Below are 19,801 nucleotides of genomic sequence, written 5' to 3'. Positions count from 1 at the left end.
TGTTCCAAAGAAGGAGCCCCGTTTATTTTCCAATCATTTCTGTCGGGGCCGTTTTTTCAACAGCTTTCATGACCCGAAAGAAATTGCCGCTCCAGATTTTCTCAATGTCTTTTTTGGAATACCCGCGACGCACAAACTCGATCGTGAAGTTTTCGTACTGGCTGACATCGAAACAGTCGGCCAGGGCGCCACCGCCGTCGAAGTCGGCTCCCATGCCCACGTGGTCGATGCCGATCAGTTTAACGATGTGGTCGATGTGATCGACGGCGTCTTTCACCGTGGCGAGTTGCACCGGGTATTTTTTGTTGAGTTCCATGAAATCGGCGCGGATTTTCTTCTGATCCTCCTCCGACAGTTTGCTCATGGCACCCATCATCGACCGCCGGTCTTTGACACCCCATTTTTCCAGCATGGCTTTCTGGGCCGCTTCCCGCTCCGGACTGGGCGGAATGGTTTTTACGTAATCGCTCAAGAGGTTCAACTGCACCACGCCCCCGTTTTTGGCCAGGGCTTTCAGCATGTCGTCGGTCAGGTTGCGGGGATGATCGCAAACGGCTTTGGCACCCGAGTGGGAGGCAATGATGGGGACTTTCGATAGCCGGACGACATCGTAAAAGGTCGAATCGGAAACGTGCGAAACGTCGATCATCATGCCCAGCCGGTTCATTTCGGCAACCACCTGTTCGCCCAACGGGCTAAGTCCCTGGTATTCGGCTCCTTTCGGATCGGTCGACGAGTCGCAGATGTCGTTGTTGCTCGAATGGCAAAGCGTCATGTAGCGGGCACCGAGGTCGTAAAACTTCTTCAGCATCGACACGTCATGCCCCATCGGATAGCCGTTTTCCACCCCGATAAAAATGACCCGCTTCCCGGTTTTTCCGATTCGGAGGGCATCCTGGGGCGTCGTCGCCAGTTCGGCTTCCGAAGCCGTGCTTTTGAGCGTCGCATGAACCGCATCAAAAATGCCGAGGGCTTTCTGTTTGGCAGCTTCGTGGCCTTCCGGCGTGCGCGGCCCCTGTCCGAGGTAAACCGCCCAGAAAATGGCATCCAAACCGCCTTTTTTCATGCGCGGATAATCCACTTTGCTGTTGGTCGTGCGGGGGTCGTTTTCCTTCGTGACGTCGAATCCCCCGCGCGACAGCAGCATCGGTGTGTCGGCGTGTGTATCCACGGTGAACGCTTTTTCGTGGATTTTCTTCGCTTTTTTCAGCAGGGCTTTGTCATCGTCGGTGGCCGATGCCGGCAGCGCGCCGGTTGCCAGACAGGCAAGGAGGGTTGGGAATAGCCAGTTTTTCATTTCGCAAACCAGAGTTTAAGTTTCTTGTCGTTTTGTCCTCCCTGACTTTTCAGCGCAGCATTGAAATTATTGAAGTTCAATGACTCCTCCGAGCCGGGATAGGGTAAGCGGGTGGGAATCACCCCGTTGTTGGTGTTCAGGGCGGGAGCAGTCAGCGTCGGGATGCCCGTCCGGCGGTATTCCGACCAGGCTTCCAGGCCCTGACCATAGAGCGCAATCCACTTCTGTTCCATCAACTGGGTGTAGCCCTCAGCACCGTTCTTCATCGCATTGGCCGTCAGGTAAGCCGGTGAGACGGTGAGTTTATACTGATCGTGCGACGCCGTGATGGCGCTGTTGTAGAGCGTGGCGGCCGTACCGGCTGCGGTGATGCCTTTGTAGGCAAATTCCGCTTTGATAAACAGCAGTTCGGCGTAGCTCAGGATGACACCCGGCGCCGTTGCGCTAGTAAAATAGGCACCGATTTTCGAAGTTTTCGACAAACCGAGGGCATTGGCATCCGACGCCGACAGGCCGTTCGGAACCCCTTTGTATTCGCCCCCGTCGGCGGGTCGGTCGGCATACACCGCCAGCCGCGCATCACCCAACGCCAGCATCTTGTTGACGATGGTTGCGCTGATGCGGTGATCGTCGCGGGTTTTGCGGTTTTCGTTGATCGGATTGTTGTTGGGAACAGCCGCCAGGTAGTTCAACTGAATGTTATCGGCGTTGGAAGCCAGCACCGGGTATTTGGCGGGATCGCTCAGAATCCGGGTGATTTCGGCTTTCACGTCGATGGGCGCGTCGGTTTTGCTCAACATCCGGTTGAGCAAACGCAGGCTGAGCGAGTTGGCAAACTTCTTCCACTTGGTCAGGTCACCGGCGAGCAAAATGTCCCCCGCAATGGCCTTGCTTTTGTCGGTCACGTCGATCAGGTCACTGGCTGCTTTCAGTTCGGCCACCAAACCGGCGTAGACATCTTTCTGGGCGTCGTATTTCGGTTGAAGCGAGCCTTCCAATCCCATGATTGCTTCTTTGTAGGGAATGTCGCCGTAGATATCCGTCAGCAATGAAAACACCCAGGAGCGCAGAATGACAGCCACAGCCTGGTAATTCGTGTTGCCGGTTTCAATCCCAATCTTGTGAATGCGCTGGTAGTCAGCGAGTGATTCGATGTAAAAATCACGCCAGCTATTGCTGATAATGTCATTCGAAATCGTGTATTGATCGACGTCGGTATACTGAATCCGGGCCCAGTGCTGCGAAATGCCGGAGCCAATGTCCTGCCCCAGCGAACCGCCCCAGTATACATCGACCGCGCTCTGAATACCGTGGGGCATGAAGAGGTCGGCGGAGGCTACCGTCGGGTTGTTGGGATTGGTGTTGAGTTCATCAAAATTCTCCGTGCAGGACGACATGCTCAAAATGAGCGCGGCTACAGCGGCTTTATAGCGGAATGAAAAAGTGTTGCGTTTCATGGTAGTACTGGTTACAGATTGAAGCCGATGTTGAAGCCAACGGAGCGGGTGGTGGGAATCTGGCCGTTTTCGATGCCCTGCAGGTTTCCGTCGTTGTAGAAGCTGGTTTCCGGATCGATGTGCGGTACTTTGCTGTGCAGCAACGCCAGGTTCCGGCCCACGATCGAGAACGAGATGTCCCGGAAAGGCAGCCGCTTAAACACCTGACCGGAGAGGACGTAGCTCAACCGAACTTCCCGCAGTTTGACGAAGCTTCCGTCGAAAATGGTGCCTTCGTTGTTGGTCAGCGAGTAGTATTTGTGGTGCCACTCTTCCGACGAAACCCGCACATCGTTCGGCACGTAGTTGGGTTCGGCCGCAGTTCCGATGTTTTTAACGCCCTCGCCGATGATGCCGTCTTCCCGACCGAAGGTCGTTTCTTTCAACACCCCGGTGTAGCGACCGATGTTGATCGATTGCGAGAAAATGTCGCCACCCTGTTTAATGTCGATCAAGGTGCTCAGTGAGAGTGCTTTATACGTAAAGGTGTTCTGGATGCCGCCAATCCATTTCGGGGTGAAGTTCCCCAGAATCCGGCGAACCGGGTCGATTTGGGGCACCCCGCCACTGTATACGATGTTGCCGTTCGGGTCGCGCAGGAAGCCTTGTCCGAAGAACGTGCCGTACGGCTGACCGATGCGGGCTTCAACGCCCATGCCGCGGATGTTGGTGGTCGGGTTCAGCGTATACGTCGTCAGCCCTTCGGCCAGTTCCAGCACCTTGTTGCGGTTGCGGGCCCAGTTCAGGACAATGTCCCACTGAAAAGCACCGGTTTTGACCGGCGTGGCCGACAGTTGCAGTTCGATCCCTTTGTTTTCCAGCCGACCTGCGTTCAGCAGTTTCGAGGCAAAACCGGTTGCGTTGGAGATGTTGACGTTCAGAATCTGGTTGAACGACTGTTTGTCATAATACGTCACGTCCACGCCCACGCGGTTGTTCCAGAGTTTCACTTCCGCCCCAATTTCATACGAATTCGTGATTTCCGGTTTCAGATTGGCGTTCAGCATGGCGTTGCTTTCGGCCAGCGACGGCGTACTGCCCCAGGCGTTGGCGTAGGCGTAGGTTTGCAGCAGGTTAAACGGCTCGGTATCATTCCCGACGCGGGCAATACCGCCCCGGATTTTGGCAAACGACAACACCGGCGAGTTTACATTGAACATGTCCGTCAACACCGCACTGACGGCGGCCGAGGGGTAGAAATACGAGCGGTTGTTGGACGGCAGCGTGCTCGACCAGTCGTTCCGGGCGGTCAAGTCCACGAACAGGTAACTCCGGAAACCAATGTTGGCCGACGCGTAGGCACTGTTGATGACGCGCTGGTTGTAGGCGTTTTCCGTGACCGGCCGCTGGCGGGAGTTCCCCATGTTCCAGACACGCGGGATGGCTAATTCGGTGGCTCCCATGTAGTTCCGCTGGTAGAAATTTTTGCGGTGGTTCCCGCCAATGTTGGCGGTTACGTCAAATTCGCCGAATTTATGCGTGGCGTTCAGCAGGAAGTCGGAGTTCGATTCCTGGACGTAAATCTGCTCTTCGTTGTAGCTGTCGAACAGGTTGGCGGTCCGGGCGGCATTCTTCGTTTTCCGGCGGTCTTCGTAGAAATCCGTTCCCGTGCGGGCGGTCAGCGTGAGCCAGGGCGTGAATTTGTAGGTAGCGGCCAGGTTGCCAAACAGGCGGTCGCGCTCGTTTTCGCGGGCGCTGACGTTGAGCTGGTAATAGGGGTTGGTCCAGTAATTGTAGTTCCAGTTGTTCTGGTAAATACTACCCGGAGCCTGATACTGTTTCAGTTTTTCCATATCGACCTGCCGCCCGAACCAGATGAAATACAAGCCCCAGTTGGTGCGGTTATCGCTGCCGTCTTTCACGTAGTTCCCGGTGGCGCGGATGCTCAGTTTTTTGGTCAGATTCCAGCCCGCATTCAGCGAAACCGTCCGCCGTTTGTAGTCGGTGTTGGGCAGAATGCCGGTTTGGTTCAGGTCGGTGAACGAGAGACGGAAATCACCTTTGTCACTGGCGCCCGTCACGGAAACGTTGTTGGTCAGCGTCCGGCCGGTTTCAAAAAACTGGTTGACGTTGTCCGGGTGCGCAACCCAGGGCGTGGGCGTCCGTTTGCCATCGGCACCGATGGGTGAGTCGAACTGCGGCAACAACCGGCCGTCCAGTTTAGGTCCCCAGCTTTCATCGACGCCATCGTTGACGCCACCGCCCCGACCATCGACGTAGGAAAACAGGCCTTTACCGCCCTGTCCGTATTCATTTTGCCATTCCGGCAGTCGGAACGGGCTGTCGAAAGCCGTATTGGAGTTGACCGAAACGCCGATGCCCCGGCCTCCTTTTCCGCTTTTCAGCGTGATCAGGACCACGCCGTTGGCTCCGCGGGAACCGTACAAGGCGGCCGCGCTGGGGCCTTTCAGGACGCTAACCGACTCAATATCATCCGGGTTGAGCGAACCGGCACCGTTGCCGTAGTCCACCGCCGTCGAAGAACCGTAGTTGCCGTTGTCGATGGGAACACCGTCGACCACGAACAAAGGCTGGTTGTTGCTGCCGATGGAACTGGCTCCCCGGATCACCATCCGCGAGGAGGCACCGGGTGCGCCGTTGGAGTTGGTCACCTGCACCCCGGCCACTTTACCGGACAGGGCATTGACGAGGTTCGTCTCCCGCGCCTGGGTGAGTTGCTTGCCGCTTACCTCCTGGACCGAATAGCCCAGAGCTTTCTTTTCGCGGGTGATACCGAGGGCCGTTACGACAATTTCGCCGAGCAGTGCCGCGTCTTCTTCCAGTGCCACATCGATGGAGGTTTTGCTGCCGATGGCCACTTCGATGGGTTTAAAACCGATAAAAGAGACAATGACCGTTGCATTGGCGGGGGCGTTCAGCGTAAACTCGCCATTCGCATTGGTCGTACTTCCGCGGTCTGTGCCTTTGATCAACACGTTGGCACCGGGAAGGCCACCACCGTCTTTTTTGGAAGTCACCCGCCCTTTCAGGGTAAGGTCCTGTGCATAGCTGGCCAGACTGAACAGCAGGGCAAACAGCACATAACATGAGGTAGATACTCTTTTCATAGAGAATGGTGATTAATGAAGTGAAATAGAACTTTTTTGGTTTTTTGGTTAAAAATTTTAAAAACAGTAAGGTGTATAATACAATCTAAATTTGGCAAGATTATATCTTTTTTAAAAAAAATAAATAAAAATTAAGCTGATTTTGGTCATATTTATTAAAATTATTAAAAATCTAATGTAATTGAATAGTTGTGATTCAACCAAATAATATTTTAAAAATATATAAATAATTAAAATTTTTATTCTAAATATTGAATTTACCAGAATAGTATATCTGTATATAGAAATATTGCCTATATGATTATATTTATTTTATTATGTAGTTTATTTATTTTATCAAATAATATGATTATTTAAAGTAAGCTGGTCGCTAGGGGTGGCTAATTCGGGGGAGAACCAGTATAGGCCATCGCAATCCGGCTTTATAGATTTCAGCCCCTGACCGATGAAAAAAAACTGCCTGTTTCTGCCCGGATTCCTGCTTATTAGTCTGTGTACGGCTTTTGCTCAACCCAAACCGCCCCGCCTGATCGTTCGGGGTGACGACATGGGGTATTCGCATTCGGGCAACGAAGCGTTGGTGAAATGCTATAAAGAAGGCATTGAGTCGTCCATCGAAGTGATTGTACCCTCGCCCTGGTTTCCCGAAGCCGTCGAGATGCTGAAAGATATTCCGGACATCGACGTGGGCATTCACCTGGCCCTGACCAGCGAATGGGACAATGTGAAGTGGCGACCGGTTTCAGCCTGCCCGAGCCTGCGCGATGCTGACGGGTATTTCTATCCGATGATTTATCCGAACAAAAACTACCCCAAACGCGCACTGGTCGAGAACGACTGGAAACTGGAAGACGTTGAAAAAGAGTTTCGGGCGCAGATTGAAATGGGCCTGAAAAAGATTCCCCGCATCAGCCACGTTTCGGGTCACATGGGTTGCACCGGCATGGGCGACGACGTGAAAGCCCTGATTCTGAAGCTGGCGAAAGAATACAACCTCCTGATTCTGGATCGGAATATGCAGGATTGGGGCGTGACGGGCGTCGGCTATCTGGGCGCCCACGCGACCTCGGAAGAGAAAATTGAGAGCTTTTCCAAAATGCTCGAAAGCCTCGAAACCGGCAAAACCTACCTGTTTGTCGACCATCCCGGACTCGACACCCCGGAGTTGCGGGCCATTCACCACATTGGATACGAGCAGGTGGCCGTCGACCGCCAGGGCGTCACCGACGCCTGGACCAGCCCTAAAGTCAAAGCGCTCATCAAGGCCAAAGGCATTCAGTTGATTGGATACCGGGATTTGCGGAAATAGATCCAGGCTCGGGGAAATCAACCCTTTAACAAAATTTGGTAACATCTGCAACGGGCAGATGCATTCCCGCGTATTTACCGGTAGAGAACCGTATTGAACGACTGCCGGGCGGTACAACTCCCTACATGTCTTGATTTTGCGGTATTTATTTTAAGTTACGATATTTAAAAAAGAGTAACTTTAGTGGTCTGAATGGTATTTTAAAAATACGTTCGTATCGCCCATTTCTACTGTCTGACCCATGCTTCCCGTTTTTAACCGAGCTTTGCTCTGGCTTCTGCTGCTGGGCTTTGCCTTTCCGGTTTTGGCTACCCACCAGGTCGGCGGGCAGATCGAAATGCGGGCGATTGGCGATGTGCCGGGACACTTTCAAATCACGGTGATCAATTACCTCGAAGACAACAACCGGGCGGCCCAAACCACCGGGGGGCAGATCGGGATTTTCCGACTGCGCGACAACGCCCGGATGCTGGTATTCACCGTATCGGAAACGGCTCAGCGGGAACGTGTGGTCTTTACGAATGAAGCCTGTGCCACCTCGCAGAATCAGCGGGTGATTGCCGCCACGTTCGGGGCTGACATTCAGCTCGATCCCGCCCTTTACAACGATGCCGGTGGGTATTATATGTCGTTTCAGACCCAAAACCGCAACGCCGGGATCAACAACATCAACAACCCCGTCCAAACCGGATTTACGTTTTACCTCGAATTTCCGGCTCTGCAAAAAAGCGGTCAGTACTTCAATAATTCATCCCCCCGCTTCAATCCCATCAACGGCGAATACCTCTGCATCAACGAGGCTTTTTCGTTTGCCTTTGGCGGCACCGACCCCGATGGCGATGAACTCCGGTATTCGATGGTGACACCCCTCAACAAAAACGGAACGGGCCGCAATCAGGAAGCCACCGCCGGGCCGTATCCGGATGTCCAATGGTTGAGCGGTTTTAGCGCCAACAGCGCCATTCCCGGCAGTCCGACGCTGGCCGTTGATGCCCGGAGCGGGCAGTTGTCGGTGACGCCCAACCAGTTGGGGTTGTTCGTTTTTGCGGTTAAGGTAGAAGAATACCGCAACGGGGTGAAAATTGGGGAGGTTCGGCGGGACTTTCAGTTTCTGGTGATCGACTGCCCCCCGGTTACGGCCCCGAACCCCACGGTCTGGGCCACCGGTTTGCCGGCCAATACCGAATTTACGATCTGCAAGGGAAAAACGCTGGAACTCCAGACGACCGTCAACCCGGACTGGAATTACCAGTGGCGACGCGACGGCCTGAACCTGCCCGATGCCACCGGCACCAAACTCCAGGTTAACGAACCGGGTGCGTATTCGGTTTTTGTTTCGATGAAAACCCAGTGCGGCAAGGCCAGCGGTTCCCAGAATGTGACGCTCAAGGTGGTGGATCTCACCTCGGATCTCAATGTAACCGGGCAGTTGTGCGCCACGGATGGTTCCGTCGTCCTGCGGGTTTTGGGAGGAAACGACATCGCTTACCAATGGTTTAAAGACGATAAATTGCTAATAACGCCTTCTGTCGATAACACCCTGACAGTCAATCAGCCGGGAGAATACCGGGCTGTGTTAACCCAGACGCAGTACGGCTGTATCTACAATACCGGTGCCCTTTCGATTACCCGCGCACCCGCCGTGCAGGCGGCTATCCGTTCATCGCAAAACCGGATTTGCCCCGGTGCTGCGTTGACGCTGGAAGGCGTCGGTGGGGTCAGCTTTGCCTGGCAACGGGATGGTCAGCCCGTCGCAACGGTCACCGATCCGGTTTTTCCGGTGCAAACCGCCGGAACCTACGTCGTGGAAGTAACCGCGGAAAATGGTTGCAAAGCCATATCCGCCCCCTTCGCCGTTGCGCAGATTCCCGCCATCACCGTTACGATGGACGCCGTTCCGCCGGTTTGCGGTACGGAAGGCCCGGTTTTTTCACTGACGGGAACACCGGCAGGAGGAACTTTCGGAGGGCCGGGCGTGTCGGGAACGCAGTATGATGCGAAAGCCGCCGGGATCGGAAACCACGTGTTGACGTATTCGGTCAACTTTGCGCCGGAATGTCCGGCGGCCGTGGCGCAGCAAACCGCCGTGGTGGCCCCCATTCCAACAATTCTGTTACCGGAAGAAATGATCACCTCGATGGGTACTTCGCTGACCATCAGCCCGGTATTAACCGGTGATCCGGTGAAATTCGCGTGGTCACCGCCCACCTATCTGGCCGATCCGACTGAAGCCAATGCGCGGGTGGTCGCCATCGAAGACGATATCGTTTATACGTTGAAAGTTGAAAACGCGACGGGCTGCCAGGCTGAGGGGACGGTGGTGGTAACGGTCTACGAGCGAATCTGGGTGCCGGGCGCGTTCACGCCCAACGCCGACGGCCAGAATGATGTCTGGGAATTAAAAGGCGTAGACGCTTTTCCGGCCGTCGAAGTAGCGGTTTTCAACCGCTGGGGTGAGGTGATTTATCAATCGGCCGACGGCTACGCTCATCCCTTCGATGGCAAGTTGAAAGGGGATCTGGTGCCACCGGGGGCTTACGTATATACAATCCGTTATAAGCCGGATGCGCCTTTGCTGCGGGGAACCGTGGTAATTTTGCGTTGAGGGTTAGTTTCCATGTTATGGCCAATAATGGAACGGTTTTAAACCAGAATAGCCCCGAAATGGAGATTTCGGGGCTATTCTGGTTTAAAAGAGATGTTAGATTTTAGTTAACCGGGATGGTTTTAACCACGATTTTGGCACCGTCTTTTGACGAAATATTAAGAGGCTTTCCGTAATTATCAATCAGATTCTTCCAGTACAAATCCCCCGGAGCAGTAGAATTGCCAGCGATATCGCGGCTGATGTCCAGATTTTGCTCCGTCAAGTTGTCAACTTTCCAGGAATCACCAGAGGGAAGTTGAGTAGAAGTCAGGGTCAATTTTGTGTCATTTTCGGACAATGCCCATTTTCCGGTTGAAGAGGTACCATCTAACCCGGATTGAACCAAGTCACCATTGCTTTTAAATTCGAGACGAAACTTGCTCATATCCAACGGGTTCGCAGCGACACCTTTAGTATAACCAGTGATAGCCGGGTAGGCACCTACCGTGATTATACCGGTTTGAACTTCCCAGGTGCGGGCAATTAACTCAGCCTTGGTTTTCACCGCCGGGGTATCGTCATCATCTTTGCTACAACTTACGAACAGAGTAGTTCCCATCAACAGGAGCAGGAGGGCTTTTTTCATACAGATCGATTTTTCAGGCTTATTTTGTGGCTGCAATGTATTGAAATATTTTTAGTTCAGTGGTTTTCACTGCCGAATAAGAAACGGATTGCCAGACTAATATATTATACGGCAAAAATACCGGGGTCAATGCAACCCCTGACACACGCAGTGAATGTGTCCGAAGCTCTGCGTTTCGGCATGCCAGTCGAAGGCGTCGTTGGATCGGTTGTTTTCCCAGAAAAACTTGCCGCGCGTCCGGGTGTAGTTCCCGGTTTCGTTCATCGTGGCGGCATCGAATAGCCGCCCGTTGATCATCACATACTGAATGAACTGGCTGTTGCGCAGGTCCTGCAATGGGTTTTTGTCGAGCACCAGCAGATCCGCCAGCTTTCCAGCTTCCAACGAACCAATCTCCTTGTCCAGTCCCAGGTTTTTGGCCGGCCCAATCGTGGCCTGTTTCAGCGCCTGCAGGTTAGAAATGCCGCCCTGGCCGAGCATCCAGAGTTCCCAATGCGCACCCAGTCCCTGCAACTGCCCGTGGGCACCGAGGTGAACGCTCACGCCCGCATCCGCGAGTTGTCTGGCGGTTTGTGAATTTCCGATGTGACCGAATTCTTCATCGGGCAACATCGTCCGCCGACGCGACCGGCTGTCGACCACGGCGCGGGGCGTAAACCGCAGCAGACGTTCCTGTTCCCAGACATTCATTTTCTGATACCAGTAATATTCGCCGGAAACACTGCCAAAACTCACGATCAACGTCGGTGTATAACCGGTTTTGCTGTTACTCCACAACGACACAACATCTTTATAAATCGGATCGACCGGCAGGTTGTGTTCCACCGTCGTGTGGCCGTCCATGACCATCGTCAGGTTGTGGTTGAAGAACGAACCGCCCTCCGGCACCACCATCATGCCCAGTTCGCGGGCGGCCTGAATGATCTGCTGGCGCTGATTCCGGCGAGGCTGGTTGTAACTTTTAACGGAAAAGGCTCCCACGGCTTTCATCCGGCGGAGGTGCGACCGGGCGTCGTCCAGGCTGTTGATCACCGCCTTGAAATCGCCGTCGGCTCCATAAATGATCGTTCCGGTCGAGTACACCCGTGGTCCGAGCATCCGGCCGGTTTTTACCATTTCCGACTGGCTGAAAACCATCTCGGTATTCGACGACGGATCGTGAACCGTCGTGACGCCATAGGCCAGGTTCGTAAAATACGACCATTGTTGTTGGGGCGATTTGCCGTCGCCGGTGCCGATGTGGGCGTGCGAATCGATCAAACCGGGCATGATGGTTTTGCCCGTGGCGTCGATGATTTTGGCACCCGCCGGAATCGTGACCGAGCTGGCCAGGCCAACCGCCAGAATCTTGTTATCCTGAACCACCAGCACGCCGTTTTCAATCACCGCATCGTCTTTCATCGTCAGAATGGTGGCTCCTTTGAATGCCACGATGCCTTTCGGAACATCGGTCGTCAGCTTCAGGCCGATCGGTATTCCGGTGCTGTCGATGGCGGGTAGTTTTTCGGGGGCACCTTCCACAAAGGCAAAACTGTTCTGGATGGATCGGGTGAAATAGTCCGGGCCAATGGTCCAGTGCAATTTCTGGCTGTCGTTCGACCAGTGCAGATAATCCCCGGCGTCGCGCGTTACCTTATACAACGGAAACGCTTTCGTTCCACCCGAGAGATCGGCGGCTTTTCCGCTCACCGGGAAGGGTGCGATGTAGAGCTGAAAAAGCTCCTGAAACGCAATCCAGCGGTTGTCGGGGCTTGGCACAAACCGGGTGGCATACTGCGAGGTAAAATGCGTTTGCTCGTCGGAATTGTTCAGCGTAACGCTTTTGAAGGCTTTCGTTGCGCCATCTTCCACGAAAAAAATCCGGTCGCCGGTGGGGTTGAACAGCGGTTCTTCGCCGTCTTCCCGAATGAATTTGGCGGCACCGCCGTCGCCCGGCATGACGTATAAACCCGGTTCTTTGCCGTATGCAAAGCCCATAAAACCGTTCCCAGTTCCCTTGCGATACACAATTTGGGAGCCATCGGGCGAGAAAACCGGGGTGTTATAAAAGCCTTTTTCGCGGGTCAGCGTCTCGGTTTTGCGGGACTGGAGATTCAGTTTGCGGATGCTGCCGGTCAACGAATCGTTCCAGGTGGTGTAGAGCAGGAATTTGCCGTCGGGGCTAAAACTGGGTTCGTATTCAAAACTGGCGGTTTCTTTGGTCAACCGTTCGGGCTGGCCGTTGGGCAGTTTTTTCAGGTAGAGATAACCCGCTGCGTGAAAAACCAGCGTTTTTTCGTCGGGCGAGGTCCGGGTGTGGCGGATCATTTTGGAATCGAACGTGGGCGAAAAAACCGTCTGCGGAAAGCGAACCGCGTCCTGAACCGTCAGTTTGGCGTTCACCGTGAACGGGATTTCAACCGCTTTGGCGGTTTGAACGGTTACCCGGAACAGTTTGCCTTTGGCCCAGATCACGAGTTCCTTGCCGTCGGGCAGCCAGTCGTAGTTGGGATAAAGGCCCATAATCGCCCAGGCTTCCTGCTGGTCCTTGTTGAGCTGATCGAAGACCGGAAATTCCTCCCCGGTTTTCAGATCGTGGATGTACAGCACGGTTTTGGTCCGAACCCGCCGGACAAACGCCAGTTGCCGTCCGTCGGGCGAAACCTGCGGGCGGGTCGCACCACCGGGGCCGGTCACAATATTCTTGATGTCGCCCGTCTGCCGGTCAAACCGTTTGATGGCGTAAATCTGGCCGTTGGGATCTTTGTTGTACTGAAAAATCGGCCCCGGACTCACGTCTTCACTAAAATAGACATACCGCCCGTCGGGCGAAACGCAGGGTTCTCCGGCGTCCTGCTGGTCGTTTTTCCGTTTGGTCAATTGCAAACCGGCGGTTGCGCCCCCGGCATGATAGAGCCAGAGTTCACCCGCCCCCAGCGAACGGCGGCTCGTAAAGTGTTTCCGGGCCACGAGATACTGGCCGTCGGGCGTCCAGACGGCGTTGTTCAGCAATCGAAAGTCTTCGTTCGTGATCTGGCGCAACCCGGAGCCGTCGCGGTTCATGGTCCAAATGTTGTCGCCCCCGGCGCGGTCGCTGGTGAACGAAATCCGTTGGCCGTCGGGGCTGTAGCGGGGTTGAACTTCCAGGGGCAAACCGCCCGACAAGAGCTTTGCGGTGCCGCCGGTGATGGGTAGCGTGTAAAGATCGCCCAGAAGATCGAACACGATTTCGCGGCCGTCCGGACTCACGTCGAGGTTCATCCAGGTTCCTTCGGTGGTCGTTAGGCTGACTTCTTTGGCAGGCCCCCGGGGCGTGGCAACGTCCCAGGTGTCTTTGGATTTTTGGGCAAATGAAAGGGTAGAAGCCAGCAGGGCTACGGCTACGGTGTACAGTTTCTTCATGTCGGGCGTGTAAGGCTCCGAAAGATACTGAATGGGCCGCAAAGACAGCGGGCGAAACCGCCAAATCTTGCCGTATGACTATTGGAAGTATATATTTGAAGATTTTGCCAATTGTTGTATTATTCGGTGATATAGCTTGACGATAGAACAAACCTTTATTAAGAAATAAATTCTGTAAAACTCTTTTGATCAGAATATTGTAGTATTGGGTAGGAGATTAATAGTGAACTGGAGATGAATCGTTAAAGTCTTGTAATTGTACTAAAGCAATTATTGATTTACACACCCTACGCATTTGCACCATGAAAAACATAGAAAAACAACTGGCTGATTTACAGCTTCAAATTGAACACCTGAACAAAAAAGTTACCGTATTGCTGGAACATACGCCCGCGAGCGAAGGCTTTTTAAGCCGGACGCTGGTGCGTAAACAGCAACACAAAGCCATTCCGGGAGACCGCTTATTTAACCCCTCCAAAGGTATTAACCGGTTTCGCTCTTTGCAGAAGAACGGCTAAAACCGGCTGGGATTCAGTGGTATAAGGTTGATTGTCAGGGTAATATCAGTATTATTTGTAGTTTTCAATAGGCCACTCCAGAGGCTCATTCCGGGTCTGTTTACCAACATAGGCCGTACGGCAGTCTACCGCCGACCGACCCGGTTTCTTTTGAGTCGTCGTCTTCCCATTCGTTTTATGAACCGCCGATGCCGGATTGACCGGTTTTTTGGTTCGAACGACTCCGTATTCGGGGCCACCGGCGGCCAGAATGGCCAGGCCAATCACGAGCCCCAACGCTGAGGGGACTAACTTTACATTCAGATTCATCAGGTGTGTTGTTTCGTTTACGGCCGCAAGGTAAAACGGAACCCGCCTACGGTGGAAAATATTTTGGTTAAGTGGAAAAAACGGGGCCTTAAGTGGAGGATTCTTTTCCGGAAACGCGAACCGGTACCGACAATACCGGCACCTTCGGCGGAAAATGAATAGTAAAAATCGGTGCGTCGTCGCTTATGGTTACAGATATACCCCCAACCCCCTAAAGAGGGCTGCAAAATGACGACCATTTGGCCTACTTTAGGGGGTTGGGGATATAGGTTTCTACCAAAAAAGCCTTTTCAAACCTTGCTAACTATGGCACCGGAAAAAAAATCAGTGGTCTCCCGGAGAAAATTTCTCGATCTGACCACCAAAGGAGCCCTCGCAACAACCGCCCTTGTCAGCGGTTTTCCAACCATCGTACCGGCCTCGGTCTTTGGTAGAAATGCCCCCAGCAACCGCATCAACGTCGGCGCGATTGGCGTTGGCCGCATTTCGCGGACGCACGACATGCCGGGTGTCTGGCAGTATGACAATGCCCTGATCATGGCCGTCTGCGATGTCGACAGCAAGCGCGTCGAAGAAGGGAAACAACTCGTCAATGGGGTTTACGCCAAGAAAACCGGTAAATCGTACGATGGTGTGCGGGGTTATGGCGACTACCGCGAGTTGCTGGCCAACAAGGACATCGACGCGGTTTTGATCAGCACGCCCGACCACTGGCACGCGCCGATGGTGGTTCACGCCGTCAATGCCGGAAAAGATGTATACATGCAAAAACCGGCGTCGCTGACCATTTCGGAAGGGCGACTGATGGCCGATGCGGTGAAACGGACGGGGCGGATCATGCAGGTGGGGAGTCAGCAGCGGTCGTCGCACCAGTTCCGGTTTGCGGCCGAACTCGTTCGCAACGGGCGGATTGGTCAGTTGAAAACCGTGTCCGTCGGCTTGCCCGGTGACCCTTCCGGCGAGGAAGAACCGGAAATGCCGATCCCGAAAAATCTGAATTATGACATGTGGCTCGGCACAACGCCCGAGGTTTATTATACCGAAAAACGCGTCCATCCGCAGAAAGACTACGACCGTCCGGGCTGGTTGCGCTGCGAACAGTTCGGCGCGGGCATGATCACCGGGTGGGGCTCGCACCACATCGACTGCTCCCACTGGGCCATGAATACCGAATACACCGGGCCGGTGGAAATCTGGGGAAAAGCCGATTTTCCGAAGAAAGGCCTGTGGGATGTTCATGGTATTTTCCGCACCGAAGCCCTGTACGAAAACGGCGTCCGGATGGTGGTCAGCAACGAGTTGCCCAACGGGATCAAGTTTGAAGGCACCGACGGCTGGATTTTTGTGTCGCGGGGCGATTCCTCCGTTACCGCCAGCGATCCCATTGCCAAACAGAAAGCTGCCAAAGCCCTGGATGCCAGCGATCCGAAGATTCTGGAGTCAGTGATCGGGCCAAACGAAATTCATTTGCCGGTCAGCAAAGAACACCACGGCAACTGGCTGGAAAGCATCGTGAGCCGCAAGGAGCCCATTGCCCCCGCCGAAGTAGGTCACCGGTCGTGTTCGGCCTGTCTGCTCCACCACGCAGCCATGAAACTGGATCGGAAACTGTATTGGGACCCGAAAAAAGAGCAGTTTAAGAACGATGCGGAGGCCAATAAACTCTTGTCCCGCACGCAGCGGTCGCCCTATGCCATTCAAGTTGTTGCCTCCACCAAATCAAAATAATCAGTGCGTTTAACCGAAATGCTTCGAATGAAAGTAGCCCCCGTTGCCGGCAGCCTGTTGATGGCTGCCTTACTCACCGCTTGTCAGTCAGATCAAAAGAAAGATGACATGATTCATCTGATTACCCTCGACCCCGGTCATTTTCATGCGGCCCTGGTGCAGAAAACCATGTTTGATGGCGTCGATTCGACGGTGCATGTCTACGCCCCGGACGGCCCGGATGTGCAGCTTCATCTGGATAAAATCAAGGGCTACAACGCTCGCCCGGAAGACCCGACGCACTGGCATGAAGACGTCTACCTGGGTACTGATTTTCTCGATAAAATGCTAACCGACAAGGCCGGGAATGTGGTGGTCATGGCGGGCAATAACCGCCTGAAAACCGACTACATCCAGAAAACTGTGGGTGCCGGATTTAACGTTCTGGCCGACAAACCGATGGTGATCAGCGCGGCCAACTTCGACCAGTTGAAAGAGGCATTTGCGACCGCCGAAAAGAACAAGGTGCTGTTGTATGACATCATGACCGAACGCTACGAGATCAGCACGATGCTGCAACGGGCTTTCTCACAGCAGGCCGATTTGTTCGGAACACTGGAAAAAGGAACACCCGAAAATCCGGCGGTTACCAAGGAAAGTGTTCACCATTTTTACAAGAACGTCTCGGGCAGCATCCTGACCCGTCCATCCTGGTTTATGGATGTAGCCCAGCAGGGCGAAGGCATCGTGGATGTAACCACTCACCTCGTCGATCTGGTGCAGTGGGAATGTTTTCCGGAACAAACCATTGATTACCAAAAGGATATTAGCCTGACGTCGGCCCGTCGCTGGACGACCGACATGACGCTGAGTCAGTTCAAAGCCATCACCAAGCAGGACGCTTTTCCGGACTATCTCAAGAAAGATGTAGTGAAAGACAGCGTGTTGAAGGTGTATAGCAATGGCGAAATCAACTACCAGCTTCGTGGGGTTCACGCCAAGGTATCGGTGATCTGGAAATACAAAGCACCGGAAGGCACGGGCGATACCCACTATTCGATCATGCGGGGAACGAAAGCCAATCTGATCATTCGTCAGGGGGCCGAGCAGCAATACAAACCGACGCTCTACATCGAAGCGGTTGACAAAAACACGGATCTGGAAGCTGCGCTGAAAACGGTTTTGCCGAATATCCAGAAAGAATTCCCGGGCGTCGAGGTGAAGAAAATTGCCAAAGGCTGGGAAGTGGTCATCCCGGAAAAATACAAGGAAGGCCACGAAGCGCATTTTGGCCGTGTGGCACAAAAATACCTCGATTATCTGAAAGCCGGTGCCTTGCCCGCCTGGGAGGTTCCGAACATGATTTCGAAGTACTACACGACCACGCAGGCACTCGAACTGGCCAAGAAATCCAAAAGTGAACTCGCGACAAAGTGAAACGACCATGAACAAATCACAAGCCAACCGGCGACGGTTTATCAAAGAATCCGTTACCACCGCGGCCGGACTCGCCGGTTTGACGGCCCTTCCCAAAGAACTTCTGGCCGCTCCCGGAATCCCGTATTCGGTTCCCGTGGTGGGCAGCAGCCGTCCGAAAGGAGCGGCCCGCATCCGGTTTTCGGCCATTGGCCTGAATCACGGTCATATTTATGGTCAGGTCGAAGCCGTCATTCGCGGGGGAGGGCAGCTTGTTTCGTTTTACGCCAAAGAACCGGATCTGGCGGCTGCGTTCACGAAGCGCTACCCTGATGCCAAACTCGCCAAAAGCGAAAAGGAAATTCTGGACGACGGCTCGATTCAACTGGTGGTTAGTGCCGGCATTCCCGACGAACGCGCCCCGCTCGGCATTCGGGTGATGAAGGCCGGAAAGGATTACATGGCCGACAAACCCGGTATTACGACGCTCGAGCAACTGGCCGAAGTTCGCAAGGTTCAGCAGGCCACTAAGCGGATTTATTCGATCATGTACAGCGAACGGTTTGAAAACAAGGCGACGGTGAAGGCGGGTGAGCTGGTGAAAGCCGGAGCGATCGGCAAAGTCATTCAGACCATCGGTTTGGGGCCCCACCGCATGAATGCCAAAACGCGCCCCGAGTGGTTTTTCGACAAGCAGCGGTTTGGCGGGATCATCTGCGACATTGCCTCGCACCAGTTCGACCAGTTTCTGTTTTTCACGGGTTCCACCCAGGCCGAAGTCGTTGCGTCACAGGTTGGCAATACGAACCATCCGCAATACCCGAAATTTGAAGATTTTGGTGATGCGATGGTGCGCGGCAACGGCGGAACCGGCTACATCCGCGTCGACTGGTTCACGCCCGACGGCCTGAAATCCTGGGGAGACGGGCGGCTGACCATTCTCGGCACCGACGGTTTTATCGAGCTGCGGAAGAACGTCGACATTGCCGGACGCGACGGCGGCAACCACCTGATTCTGGTCGATAATAAGGAAACGAAGTACATCGACTGCAGCAAGGAAACGACGCCTTACGGCACCCAGCTCATCGATGATATTCTGAACCGCACCGAAACCGCCATGACCCAGGCGCATTGTTTCCTGGCGACGGAACTGGCGTTGAAAGCCCAGAAACAGGCCCAGCAGGTCAAACTAAAAGTTTAATTTTTTATCGAACTATTCATGAATCGATTGGCTACGGGATTGCGCTTTGGTTTGTTTTTGCTGCTGCTGACTTCGTCCGTTGGCTGGGGTCAGAGTGCTCAGGTGAACTGGAAGAAAGTCAAGGTGTTGGTGTATACCAAAAACGGGAAAGGATACGTCCACGACAACATTCCGTTTGCCGCAAAGAGCATTCAGAAGCTGGGCGAAGAACACGGTTTTAAGGTGGACGTCACGGATCAGCCGTCGGTTTTTACGGAAGACAACCTGAAACAATACACGCTCCTGGTTTTTCCCAGCACCAACAACGATGTCTTCGACACCGACGCCCAGCGGCTTTCGTTCCGGCGGTACATCGAAGCCGGGGGCGGTTTTGTGGGTGTGCATTCGGTGACGGGGACCGAGCGGAACTGGACCTGGTTCAAGCGCATGATTGGCGGCACCTTCGCCTGGCATCCTAAATTTCAGAAGTTCAAAACCGTCGTGATCGACACCAAACATCCGTCGATGCAGGGCATTCCGAAAGTCTGGGAGAAGGAGGACGAATTCTATTTTACCAAGGAAATGTCACCGGGACCCACCGTAGTCATGGCCCACGACCTGACCTCCCTCAACGGCGAGGAACCCGATAAAGTGAAGATGTTTGGCGGTTCTTTTACCAATCTTTATCCGGCCGCCTGGTACTACCACTTCGACGGCGGTTACACTTGGTGTACGACACTCGGCCACGACAAAAAGGATTATTCGGAACCGCTGTTCATGAAACACATTTTTCAGGGCATTCAGTACGTAGCCAGTCAGGTGAAGAAAATCGATTTCGGTAAAGCCTATGCCGATTCGCGGGACACGCCGATCCGGGATAATTAAAA

Annotated in this window: 13 protein-coding genes; 7 read left to right on the top strand and 6 right to left on the bottom strand. The window is 53.9% G+C overall.

The genetic code is table 11. The annotated features are described in order from the left end of the window. Positions 1-22: 22 nt before the first annotated feature. The 3 genes from DUE52_RS14045 to DUE52_RS14035 are packed head-to-tail and all read right to left on the bottom strand — an operon-like array spanning position 23 to position 5,861. Entirely contained in the window at positions 23-1,297 is a 1,275-nt protein-coding gene (locus DUE52_RS14045; protein WP_114406642.1) for a dipeptidase, read from the bottom strand. Further along, complete coding sequence (locus DUE52_RS14040; RefSeq protein WP_114406641.1) at positions 1,294-2,754, bottom strand: SusD/RagB family nutrient-binding outer membrane lipoprotein; 1,461 nt, start codon at positions 2,752-2,754, stop codon at positions 1,294-1,296. Before DUE52_RS14040 ends, DUE52_RS14045 begins: the two co-directional genes overlap by 4 nt. An 11-nt stretch (positions 2,755-2,765) precedes the next feature. Continuing rightward, positions 2,766-5,861: a SusC/RagA family TonB-linked outer membrane protein gene (locus DUE52_RS14035; protein WP_114406640.1), complete on the bottom strand. Its 3,096-nt coding sequence runs from the start codon at positions 5,859-5,861 to the stop codon at positions 2,766-2,768. A gap of 445 nt (positions 5,862-6,306) precedes the next feature. Between DUE52_RS14035 and DUE52_RS14030 the strand changes: the two genes are divergently transcribed. Both DUE52_RS14030 and DUE52_RS14025 read left to right on the top strand, forming a co-directional pair. Next, complete coding sequence (locus DUE52_RS14030) at positions 6,307-7,170, top strand: polysaccharide deacetylase family protein (protein ID WP_114406639.1); 864 nt, start codon at positions 6,307-6,309, stop codon at positions 7,168-7,170. Between the two features lie 241 nt (positions 7,171-7,411). Next, complete coding sequence (locus DUE52_RS14025; RefSeq protein WP_114406638.1) at positions 7,412-9,775, top strand: T9SS type B sorting domain-containing protein; 2,364 nt, start codon at positions 7,412-7,414, stop codon at positions 9,773-9,775. A 103-nt stretch (positions 9,776-9,878) separates the two neighbouring features. Here DUE52_RS14025 and DUE52_RS14020 read toward each other — a convergent pair whose 3' ends face one another. Both DUE52_RS14020 and DUE52_RS14015 read right to left on the bottom strand, forming a co-directional pair. Then, entirely contained in the window at positions 9,879-10,403 is a 525-nt protein-coding gene (locus DUE52_RS14020; RefSeq protein ID WP_114406637.1) for a hypothetical protein, read from the bottom strand. Positions 10,404-10,529: 126 nt separating this feature from the next. Then, positions 10,530-13,784, bottom strand: coding sequence for an amidohydrolase family protein (locus DUE52_RS14015; protein WP_114406731.1), 3,255 nt, complete (start codon positions 13,782-13,784; stop codon positions 10,530-10,532). A gap of 302 nt (positions 13,785-14,086) precedes the next feature. Here DUE52_RS14015 and DUE52_RS14010 point away from each other — a divergent pair, with 302 nt between their 5' ends. Continuing rightward, a complete protein-coding gene (locus DUE52_RS14010) occupies positions 14,087-14,302 on the top strand; it encodes a hypothetical protein (protein WP_114406636.1) in 216 nt (71 codons plus the stop codon). A gap of 51 nt (positions 14,303-14,353) precedes the next feature. Here the strand turns inward: DUE52_RS14010 and DUE52_RS14005 are convergent, their stop codons facing one another. After that, entirely contained in the window at positions 14,354-14,611 is a 258-nt protein-coding gene (locus tag DUE52_RS14005) for a hypothetical protein (RefSeq protein WP_114406635.1), read from the bottom strand. A 306-nt stretch (positions 14,612-14,917) separates the two neighbouring features. On the opposite strand from DUE52_RS14005, the gene DUE52_RS14000 reads away from it, so the two are divergent. From DUE52_RS14000 to DUE52_RS13985, 4 genes are read left to right on the top strand one after another with little or no spacing between them, the layout of a single operon-like run. Further along, a complete protein-coding gene (locus tag DUE52_RS14000) occupies positions 14,918-16,339 on the top strand; it encodes a Gfo/Idh/MocA family protein (RefSeq protein ID WP_114406634.1) in 1,422 nt (473 codons plus the stop codon). A 27-nt stretch (positions 16,340-16,366) separates the two neighbouring features. Next, positions 16,367-17,755 (top strand): putative oxidoreductase C-terminal domain-containing protein, encoded by a 1,389-nt coding sequence (locus DUE52_RS13995; RefSeq protein ID WP_114406633.1) that lies wholly within the window; start codon positions 16,367-16,369, stop codon positions 17,753-17,755. 7 nt (positions 17,756-17,762) lie between these two features. Next, a complete protein-coding gene (locus DUE52_RS13990) occupies positions 17,763-18,935 on the top strand; it encodes a Gfo/Idh/MocA family protein (RefSeq protein ID WP_114406632.1) in 1,173 nt (390 codons plus the stop codon). Positions 18,936-18,953: 18 nt separating this feature from the next. Further along, positions 18,954-19,799, top strand: coding sequence for a ThuA domain-containing protein (locus DUE52_RS13985; protein WP_114406631.1), 846 nt, complete (start codon positions 18,954-18,956; stop codon positions 19,797-19,799). Positions 19,800-19,801: the final 2 nt, after the last annotated feature.

Origin of the sequence: Larkinella punicea (assembly GCF_003334855.1) — a bacterium.
GTDB lineage: Bacteria > Bacteroidota > Bacteroidia > Cytophagales > Spirosomataceae > Larkinella > Larkinella punicea.
The sequence above is the reverse complement of the archived record's forward strand: the minus strand, read 5'-3'. Positions and strand labels throughout refer to the sequence as shown.